Source organism: Phoenicibacter congonensis (assembly GCF_902386915.1).
GTDB classification, from domain to species: Bacteria; Actinomycetota; Coriobacteriia; order Coriobacteriales; family Eggerthellaceae; genus Phoenicibacter; species Phoenicibacter congonensis.
In genome coordinates this window covers 1,012,356-1,037,944 of record NZ_LR698997.1, presented here as the reverse complement: position 1 = coordinate 1,037,944, position 25,589 = coordinate 1,012,356, and the positions used below count along the sequence as shown (strand labels likewise).

At 39.7% G+C, this 25,589-nt stretch carries 23 protein-coding genes; 20 read left to right on the top strand and 3 right to left on the bottom strand.

From position 1 onward, the window contains the following. Positions 1-44 precede the first annotated feature (44 nt). The 19 genes from pstC to FXZ76_RS06520 all read left to right on the top strand — a co-directional run bounded on the left by pstC (position 45) and on the right by FXZ76_RS06520 (position 21,906). Positions 45-911, top strand: a complete 867-nt coding sequence (gene pstC, locus FXZ76_RS04465; RefSeq protein WP_079536000.1) for a phosphate ABC transporter permease subunit PstC — start codon at positions 45-47, stop codon at positions 909-911. Beyond that, positions 911-1,846 carry a phosphate ABC transporter permease PstA gene (pstA, locus tag FXZ76_RS04460; protein WP_231961751.1) on the top strand — a complete coding sequence of 312 codons (936 nt, stop codon included), beginning with the start codon at positions 911-913 and terminating at the stop codon, positions 1,844-1,846. The genes pstC and pstA overlap by 1 nt, the downstream gene beginning before the upstream one ends. After that, entirely contained in the window at positions 1,847-2,602 is a 756-nt protein-coding gene (gene pstB, locus FXZ76_RS04455; RefSeq protein WP_079535998.1) for a phosphate ABC transporter ATP-binding protein PstB, read from the top strand. It abuts the gene before it with no gap. A 173-nt stretch (positions 2,603-2,775) separates the two neighbouring features. After that, positions 2,776-3,063, top strand: a complete 288-nt coding sequence (gene rpsO / locus FXZ76_RS04450) for a 30S ribosomal protein S15 (protein ID WP_079535996.1) — start codon at positions 2,776-2,778, stop codon at positions 3,061-3,063. 110 nt (positions 3,064-3,173) lie between these two features. Next, positions 3,174-5,348 carry a polyribonucleotide nucleotidyltransferase gene (locus FXZ76_RS04445; RefSeq protein ID WP_079535993.1) on the top strand — a complete coding sequence of 725 codons (2,175 nt, stop codon included), beginning with the start codon at positions 3,174-3,176 and terminating at the stop codon, positions 5,346-5,348. A 28-nt stretch (positions 5,349-5,376) separates the two neighbouring features. Next, complete coding sequence (locus FXZ76_RS04440; RefSeq protein ID WP_079535991.1) at positions 5,377-7,257, top strand: ribonuclease J; 1,881 nt, start codon at positions 5,377-5,379, stop codon at positions 7,255-7,257. Positions 7,258-7,290: 33 nt separating this feature from the next. Continuing rightward, on the top strand, positions 7,291-9,756 hold the full coding sequence (locus tag FXZ76_RS04435; RefSeq protein WP_079535988.1) for an FtsK/SpoIIIE family DNA translocase: 2,466 nt from the start codon (positions 7,291-7,293) through the stop codon (positions 9,754-9,756). 18 nt (positions 9,757-9,774) lie between these two features. Continuing rightward, positions 9,775-10,956, top strand: a complete 1,182-nt coding sequence (locus FXZ76_RS04430; RefSeq protein WP_079535986.1) for a helix-turn-helix domain-containing protein — start codon at positions 9,775-9,777, stop codon at positions 10,954-10,956. A 42-nt stretch (positions 10,957-10,998) separates the two neighbouring features. Then, positions 10,999-11,496, top strand: a complete 498-nt coding sequence (locus FXZ76_RS04425) for a YajQ family cyclic di-GMP-binding protein (protein ID WP_079535984.1) — start codon at positions 10,999-11,001, stop codon at positions 11,494-11,496. A gap of 15 nt (positions 11,497-11,511) precedes the next feature. Next, a complete protein-coding gene (gene rimO / locus FXZ76_RS04420; protein ID WP_079535981.1) occupies positions 11,512-12,795 on the top strand; it encodes a 30S ribosomal protein S12 methylthiotransferase RimO in 1,284 nt (427 codons plus the stop codon). A gap of 8 nt (positions 12,796-12,803) precedes the next feature. Next, on the top strand, positions 12,804-13,952 hold the full coding sequence (gene pgsA, locus FXZ76_RS04415; RefSeq protein WP_079535979.1) for a CDP-diacylglycerol--glycerol-3-phosphate 3-phosphatidyltransferase: 1,149 nt from the start codon (positions 12,804-12,806) through the stop codon (positions 13,950-13,952). A 323-nt stretch (positions 13,953-14,275) separates the two neighbouring features. Then, positions 14,276-15,349: a recombinase RecA gene (recA, locus tag FXZ76_RS04410; protein WP_079535977.1), complete on the top strand. Its 1,074-nt coding sequence runs from the start codon at positions 14,276-14,278 to the stop codon at positions 15,347-15,349. Between the two features lie 400 nt (positions 15,350-15,749). After that, positions 15,750-17,312: a ribonuclease Y gene (gene rny / locus FXZ76_RS04405; RefSeq protein WP_147571548.1), complete on the top strand. Its 1,563-nt coding sequence runs from the start codon at positions 15,750-15,752 to the stop codon at positions 17,310-17,312. A 211-nt stretch (positions 17,313-17,523) separates the two neighbouring features. After that, positions 17,524-17,805 carry a stage V sporulation protein S gene (locus FXZ76_RS04400; RefSeq protein ID WP_079535972.1) on the top strand — a complete coding sequence of 94 codons (282 nt, stop codon included), beginning with the start codon at positions 17,524-17,526 and terminating at the stop codon, positions 17,803-17,805. 1 nt (position 17,806) lies between these two features. Beyond that, complete coding sequence (miaB, locus tag FXZ76_RS04395) at positions 17,807-19,171, top strand: tRNA (N6-isopentenyl adenosine(37)-C2)-methylthiotransferase MiaB (RefSeq protein WP_079535969.1); 1,365 nt, start codon at positions 17,807-17,809, stop codon at positions 19,169-19,171. 28 nt (positions 19,172-19,199) lie between these two features. Then, positions 19,200-20,126, top strand: coding sequence for a tRNA (adenosine(37)-N6)-dimethylallyltransferase MiaA (miaA, locus tag FXZ76_RS04390; RefSeq protein ID WP_079536925.1), 927 nt, complete (start codon positions 19,200-19,202; stop codon positions 20,124-20,126). Positions 20,127-20,226: 100 nt separating this feature from the next. Then, positions 20,227-20,682: a transcriptional regulator NrdR gene (gene nrdR / locus FXZ76_RS04385; RefSeq protein WP_079535966.1), complete on the top strand. Its 456-nt coding sequence runs from the start codon at positions 20,227-20,229 to the stop codon at positions 20,680-20,682. Then, a complete protein-coding gene (gene dut, locus FXZ76_RS04380) occupies positions 20,683-21,123 on the top strand; it encodes a dUTP diphosphatase (RefSeq protein WP_079535964.1) in 441 nt (146 codons plus the stop codon). A 645-nt stretch (positions 21,124-21,768) separates the two neighbouring features. After that, positions 21,769-21,906 carry a hypothetical protein gene (locus FXZ76_RS06520; RefSeq protein ID WP_079535962.1) on the top strand — a complete coding sequence of 46 codons (138 nt, stop codon included), beginning with the start codon at positions 21,769-21,771 and terminating at the stop codon, positions 21,904-21,906. 153 nt (positions 21,907-22,059) lie between these two features. On the opposite strand, the gene FXZ76_RS04370 is transcribed toward FXZ76_RS06520, so the two are convergent. Beyond that, complete coding sequence (locus FXZ76_RS04370; protein ID WP_079535959.1) at positions 22,060-22,434, bottom strand: VOC family protein; 375 nt, start codon at positions 22,432-22,434, stop codon at positions 22,060-22,062. Positions 22,435-22,519: 85 nt separating this feature from the next. On the opposite strand from FXZ76_RS04370, the gene FXZ76_RS04365 reads away from it, so the two are divergent. Then, the gene (locus tag FXZ76_RS04365; RefSeq protein WP_079535956.1) at positions 22,520-22,978 is read left to right on the top strand and encodes an S-ribosylhomocysteine lyase; all 459 of its coding nucleotides are present in this window, start codon (positions 22,520-22,522) and stop codon (positions 22,976-22,978) included. Between the two features lie 685 nt (positions 22,979-23,663). Here the strand turns inward: FXZ76_RS04365 and FXZ76_RS04360 are convergent. Continuing rightward, positions 23,664-24,137, bottom strand: a complete 474-nt coding sequence (locus FXZ76_RS04360; protein WP_079535954.1) for a methylated-DNA--[protein]-cysteine S-methyltransferase — start codon at positions 24,135-24,137, stop codon at positions 23,664-23,666. A 456-nt stretch (positions 24,138-24,593) separates the two neighbouring features. Further along, entirely contained in the window at positions 24,594-25,334 is a 741-nt protein-coding gene (locus FXZ76_RS04355; protein WP_231961749.1) for a transposase, read from the bottom strand. Positions 25,335-25,589: the final 255 nt, after the last annotated feature.

Below are 25,589 nucleotides of genomic sequence, written 5' to 3'. Positions count from 1 at the left end.
TATGTTTGTTGTTGTAGTGAAGTAATCAACTTTAGGTAAGAGACATGAAGAAAAAACTAAATTTATGGGAAAACATTTTTCACGGAGTGTTTTTCGCATTCGGAATGCTCTCAGTCGCCTTTGTACTTGGCATCTCGGTGTACCTGATTATTTCAGGTATGCCTGCCATTACAAAAATTGGTTTTGCTAATTTTCTTTTTGGCACCACTTGGAATCCAGGCGCTGGGCAATTTGGCATTTTGCCATTTATATTAACAAGTGTATATGGCACAATTGGCGCAGTAATTCTGGGTCTACCGCTCGGAATTTTAACTGCGGTTTTTTTGTCAAAATATGCAGGAAAAAAATCGGGGCGTTTAATTCGCTCTGCTGTTGAACTTCTTGCAGGCATTCCAAGTGTTGTTTATGGACTTGTTGGAATGATCGTTTTAGTTCCAGCCATTCAATATATATTTAGCCTCTCATCAGGCGCAACATTGCTGGCTGCAATTCTTGTTTTAACTGTAATGATTCTTCCATACATCATAAATGTGTCAACAACAGCTCTAGATGCTGTTCCAAAAGAATATGAGCAAGGTTCACTCGCGCTGGGGGCTACAGAGACTGAGACATATTTTAAAGTTTCAATTCATGCTGCAAGAAGTGGCATAGCAACAGCGGTAATCCAGGGCATTGGACGTGCTTTAGGAGAGGCAATGGCAATCATCATGGTTGCAGGAAACGTAGCAAACATGCCAAGTCTTTTTGGTTCAGTTCGTTTCCTAACAACTGCAATCGTCTCTGAGATGAGCTACGCATCCTATGGAAGCCTTCATCGTGAAGCACTATTTAGCATCGGCTTAGTGCTTTTTGTTTTCATTATTCTCGTCAATGTTGTTCTCAACTTAATTGCAAGAAGGGAGGAAAAATAATGTCTCAACCAGGCGTTATTGCTACAACTCCAGCTCTTGAAGGAACGCCTTCACTCAACACAGTCAAAATGAAAGCTAAATTGCCAAAGATGATCGTTTCGCGCCGTAGAAAAGACAAGATTATAAAAGGTCTTGTCTATGGTAGCGGAATTTGTGTTTGCGCCATTCTTGCTTTGATAATTGGATATATCTTCTATCGAGGAATTCCTTTTATTACAGTTCAACTTTTGACTACACAATCTAGCTATGTAAAAGACACAATTGGAATTCTTCCAAACATCCTAAACACTCTTTACATAGTTTTAATTGCAATGGCAATAGTAATCCCTCTTGGTGTTTGTGCCGCTGTTTATCTAAACGAATATGCAACCAACAAAAAAGTAGTTAAAGTCATCAGTTTTGCTGTAGAAACTCTAACGGGAATTCCTTCAGTTATTTTTGGTCTTGTTGGAATGCTTGTGTTCATTCAACTCCTCGGACTACAAGCAGGTGTTCTCGCAGGTGGCCTCACACTTGTTGTGATGGTGTTACCTACAATCATCTCGAACACTCTTGAGAGTCTAAAAACTGTCCCTCAAAGCTATCGAGAAGGTGCACTCGCTCTTGGAAGCGGAAAATGGCACATGATTAGAACTGTTGTTTTGCCAAACTCAATCGATGGCATCGTGACAGGATGCATTCTTGCAATCGGAAGAATTGTTGGAGAATCGGCTGCTCTTTTGTATACAGCAGGGTTTGGTCTCATTCTAAATGGATTTATGACAGCACTTCAGTCATCAAGTGCAACTCTCACAGTAGCCCTATATGTATATGCAACTGAACGCGGTCAGCTCAATGTAGCATTTGCTGTTGCATCAATACTTATGATATTGACACTCATTCTTAACTTCTGCGCTAACCTGGCAGCTTCAAAACTTGAAAAGAAGGAAAAATAAGTGAACGAGACTTTTGTTATCGACAACCTAAACCTTTGGTATGGGTCAAATCATGCGCTGCATGACGTAAACATTTCAGTCCCTACTCATCAGGTGACAGCATTAATTGGCCCATCTGGATGCGGCAAGTCTACATTTTTGCGCACATTAAACAGAATGAACGACCTTGTGCCTGGAATTAAAATCCAAGGCAGTGTTACTTTTGATGACGAGGATATTTATTCAGGCAACTGTGATGTTACAGAGATCAGAAAGCGCGTGGGAATGGTGTTTCAGAAAGCCAACCCTTTCCCAATGAGCATCTATGACAATGTTGCCTATGGTCCTCGCATTCACGGAATCAAAAATCGCGAGGAGCTTGATAAAATCGTCGAAGAATCACTCCGAGGTGCAGCTCTTTGGGACGAAGTTAGCGATCGTCTAAAGAAAAGCGCACTTGGACTATCGGGTGGTCAACAACAGCGACTTTGCATAGCACGAGCCCTTGCTGTAAAACCTGAAGTTTTGCTGCTTGACGAGTCAACTTCAGCCCTAGACCCAATTTCGACAGGTCAAATTGAAGAATTGGTGGGGCAGCTTAGGAAAGACTACACTGTTGTCATGGTTACACACAACATGCAACAGGCACAACGAGTTGCTGATCAATCAGCATTTTTTCTCATGGGTGACCTTGTAGAATTTGCTCCAACACAGCAACTATTTAACGATCCAACTCATGAAGAAACAAAAGAGTATGTTTCGGGTCATTTTGGATAAATCGACCAATTTGGTTTATAATTCATACGCGTTGCAAAATTGCAGCGCATGCAATTTGCGACTTAGAAACCGCGAGCTCCACCGTTCACGTTTTCTCGGTCGCAAACGATTATTAAAAGGGTTGTGTAATTTAAACAATCACAACATGAAGTTTAATTAGAAAGGTGGCAAACATGGCTACACGTTTGAGCATTTCAAACGAAAAAGTTGCTGAACTCATTAAAGAGTATGGCAAAAATGAAAAAGATTCTGGTGCTCCAGAGGTTCAGGTCGCAATACTCACCGAGAGAATCAAAAACCTCACAGCTCATCTGAAGGTTCACAAGGGAGACAATCACACTCGTCGCGGTCTCATGAAGCTTATTGGTAAACGACGTGGACTTCTCAAATACATCAAAAACAGGAACATTGACGAGTATCGTCAACTCATAGCAAAGCTTGGTATTCGCGACAATATTTAGCTTTAACTAAACCCGCTGCAATGGCGGGTTTTAATTTAAATCAAACAAATTTATAAATGGAATTAGTTTGGTAGGAAGTTTTAGACGAAGAGAAAAGAAGAAAAGAAGAAATGGAAAAAATTGTAGAAGAATTTGAACTTTATGGAAAAACCTATCGCTTTGAAACGGGAGAACTTGCAAAGCAGGCAACAGGTGCTGTTCTTGCAACTTGTGGTGATACCACAGTCCTTGTTACAGCAGTGGTCTCAAAAGACGATAAGAACTATGATTTCTTTCCATTAACTGTTGACTTCATTGAAAAAATGTATGCTGTTGGACGCATTCCAGGCGGCTTCTTAAAGCGCGAATCAAAGCCTTCCGACAAAGGAACGCTCACAGCTCGCATGATTGACCGTCCAATCCGACCTGGATTTCCAGAGGACTTCAAAAAAGAAGTTCAAATTGTCGCAACACCGCTTGTTTGTGATCCCAACAATGCACCTGATGTAATTTGTATTGGAGCCGCATCTGCGGCCTTGATGGTTGGTGGAGCACCGTTTGAGGGTCCAGCTGCATGCGTTCGCATTGGAAGAAACAAGGAAACAAAAGAGTTCATTGTTAACCCAACTTTTGATGAGCAAAAAGAAAGTGACCTTGAACTAACAATTGCAGGAACTGCCGACTTTATTTCAATGGTTGAAGCAGGAGCTCATGAGATTTCTGAAGAAGAAATGTTAGATGCAATGAACTTTGGTCAAGAGGCAATTGCCGAGTTCTGCAAAGCTCAACAGCGATTCATCGATCGCGTTAATCCAACAAAACTTGAATATACACCTCACGTCCCAGATCCAAAAATTGATGAAGTTGTTACTTCTCACTACGAGGAAATGTCTGCGGCAATTAAAGGTGACGACAAGGCATCACGAATTGCAAATGTTGAAGAGTTAAAACAAAGAATCACAGAAGAAGGATTTACTGAAGAAGAGCGCGAAGAGTGGGCAGGCGACATTGCAGCAGCTCTCAAAAAACTTGAGAAGAAAGCTATGCGTCGCATGATTATAGAAAAAGGCGAGCGCGTTGATGGACGCAAGGCAACTGAGGTAAGGCCTCTTCACATCGTTCCTGGATATCTTCCACGCGTTCATGGCTCAGGTCTTTTTCAGCGTGGTCAAACGCAAGCGCTTTCAATTGCGACACTTGGAATGTTAAATGAAGCACAGAGACTCGACACTATTGATCCTGAGACAGAGCGCCGCTACATGCATCACTACAACTTCCCACCCTTTTGCACAGGTGAATGCGGAAGAATGGGTGCTCCAAAGCGCCGTGAAATTGGTCATGGAAACCTTGCAGAAAAAGCACTTTTGCCTGTAATCCCAAGTGAAGAAGAATTCCCATATGCAATTCGCGTTGTTTCAGAAGTTCTTGAATCAAACGGATCTTCGTCTATGGCTTCAACATGCGGGTCAACACTAGCTTTGATGGATGCAGGTGTTCCAATCAAAGAACCAGTGTCAGGCGTTGCAATGGGCCTCATTAAAGAAGACGATGGCATCGTTATTTTGACTGACATCCAAGGTTTGGAAGATTTCCTTGGCGACATGGACTTTAAAGTTTGTGGCACCAAAAATGGAATCACGGCACTTCAAATGGACAATAAAGCAAAAGGCTTGAGCGTCGACATTTTAGCTAGAGCACTTGCGCAGGCAAAAGAGGGAAGAGCCTTCATCCTAAACGCAATGCTTGAAACAATTGATGCCCCAAGAAGTGAGATGCGCGAAACAGTTCCTCGCATCGAAACTCTTGTAATTGACACAGAAAAAATTAGAGACGTTATTGGAACAGGCGGAAAAGTAATCCGTGGCATCCAGGACGAAACTGGAGCAACAATTGAGATTCAAGAAGACGGAACAGTTCACGTTGCTGCAACTTCAAAAGAATCTTCAGATGCTGCTCTAAAAATGATTCACGACATCGTGCATGAGCCAGAGGTAGGAGAGGTTTACGACGGCGAAGTGGTCGGTCTTAAAGATTTCGGCGCTTTCATTCGCCTGACACCAAACAGAGATGGACTTTTGCACGTATCAAAAATGGCTAATGGCAGAGTACATTTGCCAGAAGACATTATGTCTGTTGGCGACATTGTCAAAGTTGAGGTAACCGACATTGATCCAAAGAGCGGAAAAATCTCGCTTGACCGCCTCGACAAGCCAACAATAAACGGCGGAGACGCCAACTCAAATAGCGAGAAAAAACAATTAAAGCGTCCAGAAAAATCAGAGAGAAAGCCATTTAGAAAGCGCTAAATTAAAAAATAAATTAACGAGGTTAAATATGACATATAAGCAGTCCGAGGATGGTGCTCAAAAAAGAGCAGCCAATCCTTCAGACTCTACTTCAAGCGAGGGAAAACGCAAGAAGACCAGCTATTATAAGCATGTAAAAGTAGACCGAGAAAGGCCACATCTTTCTCGAGGAAAATTTGATAATTCAAAACGGAGCAATCCTCAAAACGGGCGTCAGAAAAGGTCTGCGCAGAAGAACCCAAGAATTGACCCTAAGGCGAGTTTGAGGGTAATTCCACTTGGCGGACTCGATGCTATCGGCAAAAACATGACGGCTTTTGAGTGCAAAGGCGACATTTTGCTTGATGATGCAGGCTTGATGTTTCCGGAAGACGACCATCCAGGCATTGATCTCATTTTGCCTGACTACACCTACATTCTCGAGAATGCAGAAAAACTTCGTGGCATCGTTGTGACACATGGCCACGAAGACCACACGGGTTCTCTTCCATATTTGTTAAAAGACCTTGGCATCGAAGTCCCAATTTATGGTACAAAGCTAACTTTGGGCTTAATCGAGGGCAAATTAAAAGAGCACGGAATTAAAAACGCCAAGCTTTGCGAAATAAAGGCTGGAGACCACCAAAAAATAGGTTGCTTTGAAGTTGATTTTTTTGCGGTAAACCACTCAATTCCTGGTTCGGTTGGTTTATACATTCAGAGTCCAGCTGGAAATGTCATGCACACAGGTGACTTCAAGCTCGACCAAACCCCAATCGATGGTGTTCGTACAGATTTTGCAGCTATAACTAAATATGCTACTCAAGGTGTTGACCTTTTAATGAGCGACTCCACTAATGCAGTAGTTCCTGGTTTCACTAAATCTGAGGCAGAAGTTGGAAAAACGTTGAGTGAGATTATTTCTAGAGCAACTGGAAAAGTCATCATAGCTTCATTTGCAAGTCACATTCACCGCCTCCAACAAATTTGTGACGCAGCAATCGCAGCAAAAAGAAAAGTTGTTGTAACTGGTCGCTCGATGATACAAAACACTGACATTGCAAGAGAGCTTGGCTATCTCCACATTTCTGACAAAGATCTAATTGATGCCTATGATTTAGACAAAACTCGCCCAGACAAAGTGGTTATTATGTGCACCGGTTCACAAGGGGAGCCATTGAGTGCATTGTCAAGGATTGCCAATGGGGAGCATAAAACAATTGAAATTGAGCCAGGCGACACAGTAATTATTTCTGCCACTCCAGTTCCAGGAAATGAAAAAGCAGTAACAAAAGTCATTAACATGCTTTCAAAAATTGGATGCGATGTGTATGACAAAAGTAGGGCCTGCGTTCATGTTTCGGGACATGGAAGCCAAGAAGAACTAAAATTGATGCTCGCTTTTGTAAAACCAAAATATTTCATGCCTGTACATGGCGAAGCAATGCACCTTCAAGCTCATGCCAATCTTGCTAGGCAAATGGGAATTGACGACAAAAACATATTTATTCTCGACAATGGTGATTCTCTGTTCATGAATTCAAAAGGAGTTAAACGAGGTCCAAGCGTTGAGAGCGGAATTATTTATGTTGATGGACTTTCTGTTGGTGACACATCGCAAGATGTTTTAGATGAGCGCAGCAAAATTGGAACACAAGGTTTTGTCTCAGTTGCGATAGCAATCAATTCAAAAACTTGCAAGCTTGCAACAAAACCAGTAGTTGAAATGCATGGAATTACAGGCGGGGATGACAGAGCACTTTGCAAAGAGGCAGCATTGCATTGCACACATTCGCTTGACAAGCTAGCACGCGATAAAGATGTTTTACCAAAAATAATAAAATTAACTGTGCGCGACTCCATAACTCAATTTATGTGGGACAAAACAAAGCAAAAACCGATGGTGGTTGTCAACGTTCTGAAGGTCTAAAAACAGTTTTTCTTCAATTAAAATGTAGTTTAAATGGCACCAAAAAAGCAACAAGTAAGAAAAATTAATTCAAGTTCTAAACAGTCTGGTGGGCGCAATTCTCGTGCCGCCAGTTCTGTTGCGCAAAAAGACAACAAACTAGCTCTCCAAATCGGGGGAGTCACTTTAATTTTTCTTGGAATCATCCTTTTTGTTCTTGTAGTTTTGCCGAATGTGCAAGGAAGCGTGTCGATATTTCTTAGCAAGGCGTGTCATCTTTGCTTCGGAATGTTTGCATACATAATTCCATTTGTGTTTATTGCCTGTGGAGTTTCTCTGTTCATTAAAAATACAGAAAATTTCAAGCGAACGAAATTCATTGTTGGAATTATTATTTTTTCGATTGGTTTTATTACTCTCATATCAATGATGGCTCCAATTGCGGTGCTAGGGCATGATGAGCCAAATTTGCTTTTTTCTGATATCAATCTTGTTTCATATGGTGGATATGTTGGTAACTCTTTCGGTTGGGTTTTAATCACCTTGTTTGGAAAAGTAATTTCTTCTATTGTCTGCACACTCATAATGGTGATCGGTGCGATTGTTGCTGGCTTTTCTTACAAAAAATTAAAGGAAAAATTATCTTTAAAATTTAGAAAAAACGAGAAAAAAGAACCGATTTACAAAACGTATGAGGAAACTAACATCTCCCTTGATAAAGACGGAAACATTGACCCTTCTTCTTTTAAAGGATTTGAAGGTGGCAAAACAACCGTTTTATCAAGTGTAAAGGACAAAATAAATGGTTCTGATAGTTCAAGAAAAAGACCTGAGCCTCAAACAAGATTGAGTAGTAGTTGTGATAAAAGTCCAACAAACGTCTTGCCTTCAAGTGCCGAAACAAGACAATTAACTAGAAAGATATCAAACAATCCTAGGAAGAATCACAAACCTTCTGTTAATGACATCGAAAAGTTAAACGCAGCATCAGCGGAAGAAAACGTCCAACTCTCAATTGCCGACAGCGATTTTAAGCTTCCTCCATTGTCATTGCTAAAGCAGCCATCCGACAATGAAACTACTAAAGACTCAGAGATTCATCTTGCGGAAGTGGCAGCTGAGCTTCAACAGTCGCTTGAAGATTTTGGAGTACAAGCAAAAGTTGTTGGTTGGGTGGCAGGCCCAACTGTTACTTTATTTAAAATCGAATTGCCAGCAGGAGTGCGCGTTAATAAAGTGCAAAACCTAGGAACCGACTTGGCTCTAGCTCTGGCTGCCGTCTCAGTTCGCATCTTTGCGCCGATTCCTGGAACAAATTATGTTGGCATTGAAGTTCCAAATCAAAATCGGCAAACAGTTTATCTTTCAGAAACACTTGTGCATGCAAAGCCTGGACCTCTGCAAATTGCAATAGGAAAAGACGTTGAAGGAAACTCAATTGTCACTAACCTTGCCACTATGCCGCACCTTTTGATAGGCGGCACGACGGGCTCTGGTAAATCTGTTTCTGTAAATGCAATGATTATGTCGATTTTAATGAGAGCAACTCCAGAAGATGTTAGATTCATTATGATTGACCCGAAACGAGTCGAATTTACGCCCTACAACGGAATTCCACACCTTTACGTTCCTGTAGTAACTGAGCCAAAAGAAGCAGCAAGTGCGCTTTCGTGGGCTGTCGCAGAAATGGAACGTCGTCTAAAGTTAATGAGCGAAGTTTCTGCAAGGAACATCAAAGAATACAACGCTAAAGTAAAAGACGGCTCACTAGAAGACATTAAAAAAGAAACAAGCGACGGCACATCAGATGAGAGCAAGCACGTTCATCTCCCATACATTGTTATCATCATTGACGAACTTGCAGACCTTATGATGAGCGTTGGCAAAGAAGTTGAGATGTCCATCTGCAGGCTGGCACAGCTTGCTCGTGCAGCAGGAATTCACCTTATTGTTGCAACCCAGCGTCCATCAACTAACGTTGTCACAGGTTTAATCAAGTCAAACATCACTAACAGAATCGCATTTAATGTTGCCTCAGCAATAGACTCTAGAGTTATTCTTGACACAAACGGCGCAGAGGATCTAATTGGATTAGGGGACCTTCTTCTTTCTAAGCCAGAACTCGGAAAGCCAATGCGAATTCAAGGTTGTTTTGTGTCTAGTGAAGAAATCAATGCTGTTGTGAAATTTATTAAAGAACAAGGTGAACCTGAATATAACAACGAAATTTTAACTTCTAACGTTGTAACCTTGGGAGACTCAAGTCCAATGCCTAATGGTGCTGGGCAAAATGATGACCCGTTGCTTTGGGAAGCAGCAGATGTGATTGTTTCGGCAGGATTTGGATCAACATCAAACATCCAACGCCGACTAAAGGTTGGATATGCGCGAGCGGGAAGAATTATGGATCAACTTGAAGAAAAAGGAATAGTGGGTCCCGCTAATGGCTCCAAACCAAGAGAAGTCCTGGTTGATACGTTAGAATTAGAAACAATTAAAGCTTTTGAGACCAATGATTAGAAGGCATGTTGTGAGACCATGGACCAAGATCTTCTATATAACACGCAATCATTTGGTGCAAAATTAAAGAAAGCGCGTGAAGAAGCAGGATTTGATATCAACACACTCTCACGTCGCCTACACATTCGTGCCGACATCATAAAAACAATTGAAAATTGCGATTTCGAGCAGATGCCTGCATCGGGATATGCTAAAAACATGATTCGCTCCTATGCACGAACAGTTGGTCTAAATCAAAACGAGATTGCTGAACAATATCTTTCTGAATATGAAGAATATTTAAGAAAAGGTGAGAGGTACGATACTAGAGCCTCGAGAAGAGGTGGTTCATCTCGTTACCAAAGCTCAAGGAACCAATCTAGAAGATACACTTCAGGGAGATATTCAGAAACAAAGTCACGTTTACAAAAATCAAGCATTCAGGAAGGCAATGAAACGTCTTTTGATAACGTGAATAATACACGAAGAGCTACGAAATTAGCCAGACAAGACAGAGCTAATGATGCTTCTAGATTAAATCGTGCTTCAAGAAAACAATCCAGACAAGAAAACAAAAATAGCATAGGCACAAATTTTGCAAGCACTAATCGAACAACCAGGAATGCGTCAAGAAGAAACAATCCTCGAACAAATGACATGTCTTCTAGCTATTCTTTAGGAAAAAAGCCTGGAGTTAGCCTTCCAAGTTTCGATGTTCAAAAGCTACTAATTGTCGGAGTTTCTATTCTTGTTTTAGTTCTTGTAATTACAATTGCAACACTATTACTGGGAAAAAATAATAAGCAAGATGAAGATGTTCCAACTATGCCAATTTCAGGACTCACCGACACTTCCAACAAAGATAATCCAACAGCAACAGCAGAAGACTCTAAAGTTGCCGATCATGCCACCATTAAAGTTAAAGTCGACAGCGGCTCTCAAAGCTGGTGTATAGTCACAATTGACGGAAAACAGGATTTTGCAGGAATTATTGATGGGGGAGAAACAAAGAGTTGGGACGTAACAGGTTCTTTTGAATTCCAAACTGCAAATTCATCGCCTATAAAGCTAACAGTAGACGATAAAGAGCAAACTCTCACTGCCGACACCTCTACTGGTTATTACACTTTTAGCTACACATTTGAAAAGCAAGAAAGCTCCACATCAGGTGCCACAGCGGCAACTGCTTCAGACACTTCAACAAAAACTAGCACATCCTAAAAAAGCTATTTATATAATTAAATAAAAGAAAAGGAGGCTATTATGGCAAAAGAATTTAGTTTTGATTGCGTTAGTCAAGTTGACATTCAAGAGGCCGACAACGCATATCAGCAAGCCAAAAAAGAATTGTCCCAACGCTATGATTTAAAAGATTCTGGTTCAACAATCGATTTTGACAAAGCTGCGGGAAAAGTTACCATAATTGCACCTTCTGACTTTGTGCTGGGTCAAGTGCGCGACATTTTCACAAGCAAATTGGTAAAACGAAACATCGACCTAAAAGCATGCAATTTTTCAAAACCATTGGCATCTTCAGGCGGCAACGTAACTTCCGTTGGAACTTTTGTTAATGGACTAGATAAAGAAAAAGCAACACAGATTAATAAAGACATAAAAGCACAAAAATTTAAAGCTAAAACTCAAATTGAGGGTGATAAGCTTCGTATATCGTCTGCCTCTAAAGACACACTTCAAGACGTTATTGTTTTTCTCAAAAACCAAGACTACGATGTGCCTTTGCAGTTTGTAAACTATCGATAAAAGGGCGCGCTAAATTTGAATAAAACAATTTATATCAACACACTTGGGTGTGCCAAAAACGAGGTTGACTCTAAGAAAATGGCAACCAAGCTAAAAAAAGCTGGTTACCAAATCACCGACGACTATGAACTAGCAGACCTATTTATTATAAACACTTGTTCATTCATAGAATCAGCAACTTCAGAAAGCATTGATACTGTTCTTGATTTTCTCGACATTAAAAATGAGCGCAACGTCGCTGTTGTTGTCTCTGGCTGTATGCCATCGAGGTATGCTGCTAATCTAAGCGATCAAATGCCGGAAGTTGATGCATTTCTGCCTTGTGCCGATGAACACAACGTTGTTGAGGTAGTCTCAAGTCTCATTGGACTTCCTACCAAAAAAAATGAATTAGTGGAGTCTGACGTTGACAGAATTATCAGTGCCTATGTAAAAATTTCTGAAGGATGCGATCGCACTTGTGCATTTTGCACCATCCCTTTGATTAGAGGAAAATATCATTCCTATACAATGGAACAAATTGCATCTGATGTTAAAAATGCAGTCGATGCTGGTGCTAAAGAAATTAATTTTGTGGCTCAAGACACGGGGCACTGGGGAAGAGATTTTAGTGAGAAACAAACCCTAGCTGGTCTTTTGGAGTTCATTGCACAAAAATTTCCAGACACATACTTTAGAGTTTTGTATGTTCAGCCTGATGAAGTGACTGACGATTTATTGTTTGCTATTCAAAAAAACAACAATATCATCAACTATCTAGACATTCCTCTTCAACATGTCAGTGAACACGTTTTGCGAGACATGAAACGAACAGGATCAGCTCAAGATTTCATGGCAAGAATCAATAGAATTAAAGAAATTATTCCTGACGTAACCCTGAGAACTACTTTAATGGTCGGTTTTCCAGGTGAAACCGATGATGACTTTCAAGAACTTCTTGATTTTGCATCGCTTGGAATCTTTGATTATGTTGGAGTTTTTTCCTATTCAAACGAAGATGATGCTGCATCGCATGACTATCCAGATCAAGTTGATGAAGAAGAAAAATCATATCGCCTAGGCGAGATTACAGATTTAGTCGATTCAATTGCTGCTTCAAAAATTCGTGAGCGCATGGGTCAAACCTATAAAGTGATTATAGAAGGACAAGAAGAGGACGGCCAGCTTTATGGCAGAGCTCTTTTTCAAGCTCCAGAAGTTGACGGACTCGTTTATGTAGACAAAGGTATGCCGGGTCAAGTTGTTGAAGCTGAAATGATTGACAGTTTGCTATATGACCTTGAAGGGGAAGCGAAATAGATTTACCCATGAGCCAAGAAAAAAGAAATATAGAAGACAGAATTAAAACACCTGCAAACATTATCACGATTTGTAGGGTTTGTTTAATTCCAGTCTTTGTGGCTGCGCTATTGTCGCCTTGGCCATTGCTTTTTGGACTTGACAACTTTATCGGAAACCATGAAAAAGCAATAATTGCAACTGTTCTTTTTGTGCTTATCTCTTTAACCGACTTTGTTGATGGATATCTTGCTCGTTCAAGAAATGAAGTGACAACTTTCGGCAAGTTCATGGACCCACTCGCTGACAAAATGCTTGTTATAGCAGCACTTCTTGCCCTAATTGAATTAAACGTCTTGCCTTCATGGCCCGTCATAATAATCATTGCCCGTGAGTTTATTGTTTCTGGAATTCGCATGCTAGCTGCAAGCAAAGGCACAGTTATAGCTGCTAGCTGGTATGGAAAATTCAAAATGACATTTCAAATTCTTGCAATCATTTTGTTCTTGCTAAAAGAAGGAATGAGTCCAGCTACTACACAAGAAATTTGGTTAGACCCGCTCTATGTTGTGGCATGGGCAGTAATGATTATTGCTCTTGTTTTAACCATCATCTCAATGCTTGACTACATTAATGGTTTTGTAAAAATGCTCAAAAGTGAAACTTCTGCAGAAGAACAATTCATTGAAGACGAAATTAGTAAACAAACTAACATGCTGCTTGAGCAACTAAAGAAGAAAAACTTAAAAGTAATTACGGCAGAAAGCCTCACAGGAGGGTTAATTAGTGCTGCTTTGACATCTATTGCTGGTTCATCAGAAGTTGTAGTTGGAGGAGTTTCCAGCTATGCATACGAACTAAAACGCGACGCCCTTAATGTTGATTATGAAAGTCTCCTAAAAAATGGTGCAGTCAACGCAGAAACAGCGGAACAAATGGCCAAAGGGGCGCTGAAATTGTCAATTGCAAACATCTCAGTTTCAGTTACAGGAATTGCTGGGCCAGGAGGTGAAGAGCCTGGTAAACCCGTTGGAACCGTGTTCATGGGGATTGCAACTGATAAATGCGACACCCCTAAGACATTTGAGCTTCACTTTGACGGAAACAGAAATGAAGTGAGAGAACAAACTGTTTTAGAAGCTATAAAGCATCTTCAAAATGCAGTTAATGTCTACTAGCCACATTCATTTATTCAAAACATTTCAAACACCCATTACCTCACTCATTTAACGCAATTTGAACAGTTTATGTTCATTTCCTGCAACACTATTCAAACACCTTACCTTCAGTTCATTTATCAGTAATTAATCATCAGTTCATTCACAAACTATTCACTAATTCAAACATTTCGTTTTCACTTTTCAATAACTGATTTATTCACAATTGAATGACCTTTTTATTCATTTTTCAATTTAATAATCAGAATCACAAAATTTGAGTTTCATAAAAAAGAAGCTCATAAGAAATAAACGATAATTGAACTAGAAAGATGGAGTTTCAAATGGATTCAAACAAAGAAGAACTTTTAAGAAACACAACAGAGCAAATAGAAAAGAAATTCGGCAAGGGTTCGATAATGAAATTGGGCGACAACGTTCACCTGAATGTTGACGCAATTCCGACTGGTGTTTTGCCCCTTGACATTGCTCTTGGAATCGGTGGCGTGCCTAAAGGAAGAATTGTTGAGATTTATGGACCAGAGTCAAGTGGAAAAACAACGCTTGCATTACAAATTCTTTCTGAAGCTCAAGCTCAAGGTGGAACTGTGGCTTTCATTGATGCAGAACACGCAATGGACCCAATATATGCCGCAAGACTTGGCGTTGACATTGACAATGTTTTAATTTCTCAACCTGACACAGGCGAACAAGCGCTCGAAATTTGCGACATGTTAGTTCACTCCGGTGCTGTCGAGTGCATTGTAGTTGATTCAGTGGCGGCACTTGTTCCACGAGCTGAAATTGAAGGCGAAATGGGAGATGCGACTGTTGGCCTGCAAGCACGACTAATGAGTCAGGCTTTAAGGAAATTAACAGGATCATTGTCTAAATCAAACACCACTTGCATTTTCATCAACCAATTAAGAGAAAAAATTGGAGTAATGTTTGGAAACCCTGAAACAACTACTGGCGGTCGAGCCTTGAAGTTTTTCAGCAGCGTTCGCATAGAAATTCGACGAGTTGAGTCAATCAAAAGTGACAATGAGATAATTGGCAACAAAGTTCGAGCTAAAGTGGTCAAAAACAAAGTTGCGCCTCCGTTCAGGAAAGCTGAATTTGACATTATTTTCGGTGAGGGTGTGTCAAAGGCATCGTGTGTTATAGACGCCGGCATCACTTGCGGTGTTTTAAACAGAAGTGGAGCATGGTTTTCATACAACGACACAAGACTTGGACAGGGAAGAGAAGCATCAAAGGCTTTCTTAAACAGCAACCCGACAATGCTTCGAGAAATTGAGTCAAACATCAGAAAATCCTTTAATCTTCCAGCAACAGATGATGAAAGTGCGACAAGTTCAACTCCAAAAGAAAAAGATAAAACAGCAAAGACAACAGGCAAGTCGACTGAATCCTAAAAGATATTGTTCTTGCAACTAATAACTAACCTAAAAAATTTAACATGAATAGGTTTACGTTCGTCCAATTTTTAAACGAAATATTTCATTTTAAAAAGCGTTCAATGAAAAGCCCGAGTTTTGACTATCTTTTATTAATTCGAACTAATCACTCGCACCTTTAAAATATTTTGTCCATTTCCGCCTACTTAAAAAAGGTGCCGGTGTTTCCACTATACTCTAAACTGCTTAAACAATCTAAAAACTCAAACTCGGGCTTTTCTGAACATATAGCCTACTTCCAAAGCTAACTAAACATTTAATCGCGTAAGGCAATAAAATCATCGATGCTATAATTTAAAAGTTCACATTTGTATATTTATTACAAATTTTTTAACTTTGAAATAGGAAGGTGCCATCAATGGACGTAATTGTCGTTGTTGGCGTGGCTATTTTTGGAATAATACTTGGCGCAATAGCGTTCAAGGTCGTTTCTAACATCATCAGCAAAGGTGCTGTGGATGATATTGCCACGCTCAAAAAGACTGCTCAAACAGAAGCAAACGAAATTCTAGAAAACGCACGCAACAGTGCGGAAAACATCAAAAAAGAAGCAAAACTTCAAGCAAAAGATGAAGCTTTGCAATATCGTCATGAAGTTGAAGTCGAAAACAAAGAACGTCAGCGTGAGTTGCGTGCATCTGAAAACAGAATCAATCAAAGAGAAGAATCGCTTGACAAAAGATCTAACTCACTTGACAACCGCGAGCAAAAGTTAGCAGCAAAATCTGCTCAACTAGACAAGCGCGAAGGCGAAATAGATGAAGCTTTGGACAATCTCCAAAACGAACTTGAAACCGTTTCTAAAATGACTTGCGAGGAAGCTCGTGAGCATCTTCTCACTAGCTTAAAAGACGATGTAACAAACGACGCTGCGGCAATCATTCGCGATTCAGAAACAAAATGCAGAGCTGAATGTGACAAAAACGCAAGAAGAATTTTAAGCATCGCAATCCAAAGACTTGCATCTGAACACACAAGCACAGCAACTGTAACAACTGTTCAAATTCCAAATGACGACATTAAAGGTCGCATCATTGGACGCGAGGGAAGAAACATTCGCACGTTTGAACAAGTCACTGGCACAAGCCTTGGCATTGACGACAGTCCTGAAATTGTTACGATTTCATGCCACGATCCTGTGAGACGTGCGATTGGCGTTTTGACTATGGAAAATCTTGTTGCCGATGGACGCATTCATCCGGCTAAGATTGAAGAGCTTTATGAAAAAGCTTGCCGCACTATTGGTGAGAAGATGAGAGACGCTGCCGAACAAGCAACATTTGAGACTGGGATTCATGATCTCAAACCAGAGCTTCAGCAAACACTTGGACGCCTGCTGTACAGAACATCCTACAGTCAAAATGTGTTGCAGCATTCAGTTGAAGTTGCACATTTAGCTGGAATGCTCGCGTCTGAGCTCGGACTTGATCCATACCAAGCAAAACGAGCGGGCCTTTTGCACGACATCGGCAAAGCAGTTGATCATGAATCAGAAGGCAGCCACGCAATGATTGGTGGAGAGCTTGCTAAAAAATATGGCGAAAAACCTGAAATCGTTCATGCAATACAAGCTCACCACGAAGACATTGAACCAAACACTGTGCTTGACGTATTGATACAAGCAGCAGATGCAGTGTCTGCAAGCAGACCTGGCGCCAGAAAAGAATCTATTGAAAACTATGCAAAGCGTCTTGAAAAGCTAGAAGAGATTGCAAACTCGCACGATGGTGTGGAAAAGACATATGCAATGCAAGCTGGTCGAGAGGTTCGTGTAATGGTTGACCCGGGCAACATCGACGATGCGCATGCAACAGTCCTTGCTAATGATATTGCAAAAGAAATTGAGGAGCAAACGCAATATCCAGGACAAGTTAAAGTCATTGTTATTAGAGAAACAAGAGCAACTGGAATAGCAAAGTAGTGAATTGTTGTTAAAGCTTTAGGGAAAACTTACACTCAATGTAAATTGACATAAAAAGCTAAATAAGATAAATAATTTTAAGAAATATAAAGTAGAAATATGGCAAGGTAGACACTGCTATTTGAATAGTTAAAAACGTCCGCTTTGCCATTTTAGATATAATTTTAAAATTGAACATAGGCTCTAAACGAAACACTATCGGAGATAAAACATGGAACATGAAAAACAGTCAATTGATTGCCTTAAAGTTTCCTCTAAATCATCGCCAGCTTCAGTTGCAGGTGCAATAGCGGGCATGATAAAAGACGGAACACGCGTTGAAATTCAATCTGTTGGAGCGGGAGCTGTCAACCAAGCTGTAAAAGCTATTGCAATTTCTCGAGGCTTTTTATCTCCAGTTGGAATTGAGGTTGTGTGCATTCCATCATTTTCTGACATTGTTATCGATGGGGAATACAGAACAGCCATCAGATTTCTTGTAGAAAAAAGATAAAATGAGCAATTCAAATTCACCACTTGAGGGGCTAACATATTTCATTCACGCATTCGGATGCCAAATGAACAAACACGACTCCGAGAGAGTCGCAGGCATGCTTGATTCAAAAGGTTGTTTTCAAGTCAACAAAATTGAAGATAGCGACATAGTAGTTTTGCTTACATGTTGTGTCAGGGAAGCAGCTGATTCAAGGATGTTTGGTCAACTTGAATCCATGAAAAACGTTCCCTTGCGTCAAGGTATGCCATTAAAGAAGCGAATTTTCGTTATTGGCGGATGCATTGCTCAACGAGATGGTGAAAGTCTGCTTGAGAAATATGACTTCATCGATGTTGTAATTGGAACTCAAGTTCTATCTAAACTCACAAGCCTTTTAGAAGATTGCATTGTTGAAGGCAAAAGGGGATATTCAACCCCAGAAGCAAGCGATGAATTTGCAAGCGACCTTCCTTCCAAACGCGAACATTCGTGGGCTGCTTGGTTGCCAATCACAAGCGGATGCAACAACTTTTGCACATATTGCATTGTTCCATACGTGCGAGGTCGAGAGAAGTCGCGTCCAATAGAAGACATTGTGTCTGAGGCAGAAGACCTAGTTAAAAAAGGTGTTCAGGAAATCACTTTACTTGGACAAAATGTGAATTCTTATGGCAGGGATCTCTATGGTGAGCCTCGTTTTTACGACATATTGAGAGCTGTTTCTGAAACTGGAGTGCCACGCCTTCGTTTTTTAACAAGCCATCCTAAAGACCTTAAAGATGAAGTTATAGAGCTCTTTGGTGAGCTCGAAAATCTTGCACCATCACTACACTTGCCAGTTCAATGTGGCAGCGACAAAGTGCTACACGACATGAACAGAAAATACACATCTGCTCAATATCTTGAACTAATCAAAAAACTTAAGGCCGTTAGACCTGACATCGCCATATCAACCGACATTATTGTTGGTTTTCCCACCGAAACAAAGGAAGACTTTGAACAAACGCTCAAAATAGTTGACGAAGTGAAATATGCATCTGCCTTTACGTTTATTTACTCAAAACGCAAAGGAACGCCTGCCGCAAAAATGATTCCTTGCTCTACAACAGAAGAAATTCATGAGCGTTACGAAATGCTAACCGATCAAGTCGCAGTGTGGGCGCATGAGTTTAATCAACAATTTGCCAACAAAACTGTGAAGGCACTAGTTGAGGGGACATCGAAAAAAGACAGCAACATCCTACGCGGTATTTCTGCTCATTCCCAAGTCGTTCACGCGCCAATTGAAACTGGAAAAACTGTAAACGACTACATTGGGAAAATTATTGATGTAAAAATCACTGACCCAAAGACATGGTATCTAAAGGGTGAAATTAATCACTAGCTGATGGTTGCAAGAAACGATTTATGAAATGAACGAAAAAGTTGTCGTCATTGTTGGCCCAACTGCATCTGGAAAAAGCGAGTTAGCTCAGAGAATTGCAGAAGAGATTGATGGGGAAGTGATAAGCGCCGATTCAATGCAGATATATCGCGGTCTTGACATTGGAACAGGCAAAGTGACAGCTTCTGAGCAACGCGTGTTGCATTATGGCATTGATCTAATTGAGCCTGGTGAATCCTATTCAGCAGCACTTTATCAAGAATATGCAAGAAGAAGCATAGACAAAATTAAATCGAGAGGAAAAACTCCAATTCTTTGCGGTGGAACTGGTTTTTATGTTCGTGCCGTGATTGATGATTATGATTTTTCGGAAGGTAACCAAGAAGAAAACCCTCTGCGTAAGGAAATTCAAAACGAAACCTCCAATTTTTCGAATCAAGCAGTGTGGGAACTCCTTAACGACCTTGATTCAACAAGTGCTTCAGTAATTGAACCTAACGACAGAAAGAGAGTCATTAGAGCTATTGAGCTCTACAAAAGAGGCGAGTCCTATGCAAAAAATAAAGACTCTCTTAAAAACATCCCAGAGAAGATCGATTCTGTTTGGATAGGACTAAAAGTTGACAGAGAAATTCTTGCGAATCGAATCTCGAACAGAGTTGACAATATGATTTCTTCTGGATTGGTAGAAGAAGTCAAAAGCTTGTGTAATGTTGGCTTTAGGGAAGCCCTGTGCTCGCCAAAAGCAATAGGCTACAAAGAAATTATCGAATATCTAGATGGCAAAATCTCTCTTGACCAGGCGGTAATAAACATAAAAACCAATTCAAGGAGATATGCAAAGCGGCAACGAACATGGTTTCGTGCTGAAAAAAGGATCAATTGGTTAAATGCTGACATACTAGATTTTGATTCTTTATTACTACAATCATTAGAAATCATTAAAGCATTATAATTGAGATACCTTATTTAGTATGCTGCATGTTATTTTAGGTGCTTTATAGCGCTATCATGCTACAATTAGTAGCTCAATATGTTGTAGAGGAGAATATTTAATGATTTGTCCCGAATGTGGATCTGACAAAACACGTGTCACTGACTCTAGGGCTTGCACCGATGGTTCAATCAGAAGAAGAAGAGAGTGTGACGACTGCAAATGCCGTTTTACAACCTATGAGCGCATTAGTGAAAAGGCAATTGCCATTGTTAAGAGAGATGGAACGGTTGAACTCTATGACAGAAACAAACTTCTAAACGGAATTGTTAGAGCATGCACAAAACGCCCTGTGTCTCTAAAGCAGATGGAGAATATAGTTGATGAAATTGAGTCTTCGATTAGAAGCGATTTCAAAAGTCAAATTAAATCAACTGCGCTAGGGGAAATGGTTCTTGACCAGTTAGCCAACGTTGACGACGTTGCATACATCCGTTTTGCAAGTGTATATAAAGATTTTCAGTCAGCTCAAGAATTTGCAGATGCACTAGACAAGATTCATTCTCGTCACAAGTAAATGATTCTAAAGTTCAAAAAACTAAATCCTGATGCAATGATTCCAAAGCATTCTCGCGAGGGAGATGCTGCTATGGACATTTTTTCCGCTGAAGAATTGGTCATTAAGCCTGGCGAACGGGCTTTAGTCCACACAGATGTAGCGATTGAGATTAGTAACGGGTGGTGCGGGCTGGTGTTGCCAAGAAGTGGGAATGCGATCAACAAGGGCGTAACAGTAATGAATTCTCCAGGGTTAATCGATTCGAATTACCGCGGCGAAATAATGATAGGGCTCATCAACACCGACAAGCAAAACTCATTTAACATTCAAAAAGGCGACAGAATTGCGCAACTTTTAATCACAAGAGCCTTGTCAACATCTGAGATCCAAGTTGAAGTGACAAATGAACTGAGCGCATCAAACAGAGGAACTCAAGGGTTCGGCTCAAGCGGCCGTTAAAAACCTATAATCAATCAAAAAGGCGACAGAATTGCGCAACTTTTGATCACAAGAGCCTTGTCAACATCCGATACTCAAGTTGAAGTGACAAATGAACTGAGAGCATCAAATAGAGGAAATCTAAGGCTGGATCAAGCGGCCGTTAAAAACCAACAGTCAATCAAAATTAGAATACAAACAATATCCATTAGGGCATGTAAGGCTTGCAGAGAATTGAAGTTTATTAATAGCTTTCCACCTAAATAAAAATATCTTTACAAAACTACTTTATAAATGTAGCGAATTTAAGAATTAACAAAGTACTAAACGGCAGGTAGAAACAAATAATTATTCAAAAAGACGACCGTATTGTGCAGCTTGTAATTACAAGAGCCTTGTCAACATCTGATACTCAAGATTAAGTGACAAATGAACTGAGCGCATCAAACAGAGGAACTCTAAGGCCGGCTCAAGCGGTCGTTAAAAACCAACAGTCACTCAAAATTACAATATAAACATTTATTCTTTGTGACTTGCAAGGCACTAAGAGAAACGAGTTCTATTAATAGCTTTCCACCTAAATAAAAAATATCTCTATAAAACTGTTTTATAAACGTAGTGAATCTATAAATTACAAAAGTACTAAACGGCAGGTAAAAACAATTAATTAATCAAAAAGACGACCGTATTGTGCAGCTTTTAATTACAAAAGCCTTATCAACATCTGAGATCCAAGTTGAAGTGACAAATGAACTGAGCTCATCAAACAGAGGAACCCAAGGGTTTGGCTCAAGCGGTCGTTAAAAACCAACACTGTTTAAAAATATATTTGCTGAAGAATACTGCTTTACATAACATATATTATCAACATCTTAGATATAAAGAAATTAAAATTTTGACCTAAGTAAATAGAGGCCCAGTTTGTGCCTCTTTAAACCTAAATCGACCAATATATTCTTAATATTTTCCAGCTGGAACAACTTCTAACCATGAACCATCGGGGTCTTGAATAAAATGAAGACCCATGCGTTCATTATCAAAGCAAATGCAACCCATTTCCTGATGCAATTTTTTGGCTGCCTCATAATCATCAGTTTCGAAGGCAAGGTGAGTGTCTTTTCCGCCGTTCAAATATGGCTCTGTGCGATCCTTGTTCCAAGTTAATTCAACCAAAAAATCACCGTCTTCGCTCTTTAGGTAGGTGTTCGACCATGAACCGTCTTCTGGACCCATGACGTGATCAACATGAAGGCCTAAAGCCTTTTTGTAAAAGTCTAGAGACTTCTCTAAATCGAGAACATGAATACACCAATGTGCGATGTGAAATGACATTTTACCTCCTAAAAAATGATAAACATTATTCTTGAATTATAAAATTAAGTAATCGAAATTCTACAAAGTAAATGAAAGGCATTTAATGGATTTGAAGAGAATAAAAAGTTTTCAGGTTGACCACACTAAATTGGTGCCAGGCCTTTATTTAAGCAGAGTTGATGGTGATTGCACAACCTACGACCTTAGAATGAAAAAACCAAATTCGGGTGATTATTTCGATACTGGAACAGGGCATACCTTTGAGCATTTGCTAGCTACCTTCGTTAGAAGCGGAGAATTTAGCGAAAATATAATATATGCAGGGCCAATGGGATGCAGAACTGGTTTTTATCTAGTTGTAAAGGAATTATCGGAATCTGACTTAATAAAGTTAGTGCAAAATTCAATGAAATTTATTAGCAATTATTCTGGGGAAATTCCTGGCGCTACAGAACGTGAGTGCGGTAATTACCGTGATCAAAATTTAGATGGCGCAAAAAAACTTGCGTTTGAATATGCAAGAGTGATTGAAAATTGGTCGGCAGAAGATTTGAAGTATTAATATCGACATGAAGCACAACTCCCCTCTTGGACAACAGATATTTTTTGGTGTTCATAATAAATCGCATCAGAGCTAACTTCTTGGTCAACAGAAGATTTGAGGCATTAATATCAAAACGTAGTATAGCTACCCTATTTTGAAGTCTGTTTTATCTATCTTGCCTGTATAAAGGCTTTAAATCTTTTTTAGATAATACATTTTCACACACTGCATTCAACGCAGACTGACTTTCGCAAGCAGGCCACAAGCAGGCCTGGCACCGTTGTCGTAACTTGCAGGCCACAAGCAGGCCTGGCACCGTTGCCGTAACTTTAGACAGAGTTCCCTTTTGCTTTATTTTGCCCCATTTTAATTTGCCCTGGCACTTTTGTCGCACCTTTACATAAATTTCCCTTAACTTTAATTTTGCCCTGGCACCATTGAAAATTCTGGGTCTGCTAAGAATTGCCTAGTTGATTTCCCGTGCCCTTATGCAAAACTATCATTGCTAATTTAAATTACCTCCACTTTAACTTGCTGAACTTATATTTGCCCTGGCACTTTTGCCGCACCTTTACATAAATTTCCCTTAACTCTAATTTTGCCCTGGCACCATTGTAGACACGGCACCGTTGTAAAATGGTTACTTTGAAGAAACCCATTATTTCCAGCCAATTGTGACAGTCATACGACGTTCTGAATAAAATCAAATAAAGAAAGTTGTGTTGCCCTCTAACTGGAGAAGTTTATGCTTTAAATCTACTCCTGCGTTGTAACCTATAAGTTTGTTTTTAGATCCCACAACACGATGACAAGGAACAATAACGCTAAACGGATTTCTACTTACAGCTCCCCCAACAGCTTGAGCAGACTGTCGCTTACCAGTGTTTGCCTCAATTGACCTCGCAATTTCGCCATACGATAGCGTTTTGCCATAAGGAATTGACAACATATTATCACGCACGAGTGATTGAAATTGTGATTCTGAAGGTGCTAACGGAATGAGGTATTTAGGAGGAATTAGCCCAGAGAAATAATCATTTAACCACTCGCGAGTCAGCAGAAATATAGAAAGATTAGGTTTTTCAGTAATTTCGCCTTTTATGCCATACATATAATGCTTGGATTCTTTAAACCAGCAACCAAGCAAAATTTCACCGTCGCTAGCAAGGGTGATCATTCCAAAATTCTCAAAATTCAGGTGTGTAATGTATGTTCTATTTTTATGCACTGCCTATAAATGATAAAGAATGATAGGTACTCATAAGAAAAGATATTAGTCGGAATATTCTGATATTTTATTATTACTGTGCCCTGGCACTAATGTAAATATGAAGCATAGTGCCCTGTCACTTTTGTAAAAAAGTAACACAAAATGCCTCTTCACTAAGGGAAAGTTATGAGAGTATTCTTTTAAAAAGAAATAATCTATTACCAGATGTCTAATACTGAACTTTAGTGATCCTGCTAAACACAAAATATTTATAAATTCAGTGTCTATTCAATGAAGTTACTTCAAACTGTTCAAATCACTATATGGTTTATCGAAATTAAGCTCTTAAACAAATGAACTGAAGATGAATTTAAACATTTTTTCAGTTTCAATATTCAACTAATAATAATTAAATAGAGTAAATTAGTTGCACAATATTACTATTCGGTAACGACTAAGCCCTGTAACACGTGAAATCTGATTTATGTTTGAGCCAAATTTTAGTAATTTTTTTACCAAACGCTTTAAAAGATTTTCTGAAAGTTGAGGAATTCTGCCCAGATTTTTCTTTTTAACGAACTTAATGACCTCATCAATAACGTGCTGGTCAGACACCGGATTGTCAGGGATGGTTTCGCAGCATTTCCGTTCGCAATCCGCCACTTCTGCATTTGCTTTATCTTTAATGTATTTCTTTAGATAATCGATTGAAACAAGTTCATCTAGCAGTTCGTATACAAGCGAGTTGTCAGAAGGATTTTCCAATTCTGAATAACTTGACCAGGCATAATCCGCAGCATTTTTAACTATTCCTGCTTTAACAGGATTGTTAAAAATATAGGCAGCAGTATCCAAAAGTTGCTGTTTGTTAGTTACAGGCTTTGAATAATATCGATCATTCCACAAAGAGCCAGTCCTTGCATATTTCCGGTTAAACCATCGTACATAACTTGCTCCAATTGACTCGAAAACGCCTGCACATTTTCCAATTGAACCAAAGAATAATGCATGAATGTGATTCCCCATCAAGACTAAAGCCAGCAGTACAATACCATTTTCTTTACAAGCCTTTCGTAGCGACTGTTCATATTTTTCGCGATCTTCGTCATCATAAAAAATAAGTTGGCTATTGTGACCTTTTTGCCCTATGTTTTGAATTAACATTGGCGATTCAGCTCGCGGTTTTCTCCCCATGGCTACCCCTTCAATCAAGTTATTTGTTTCTTTTAAGGCTAGCTTGAACATTCCAAAAAACTAAGAAAGAACTGCCCAATAAAAGTGAATAAACCAGTGTTGAACGTGTAATTAAACACATGAACTTAAATTGAAGATAACGATGAATGAAAACTGAATAAAAAATATATAAACAGTGATGCCTGGCACCATTGTAATTGCTTTTCTTTTGCCCTGTCACCTTTT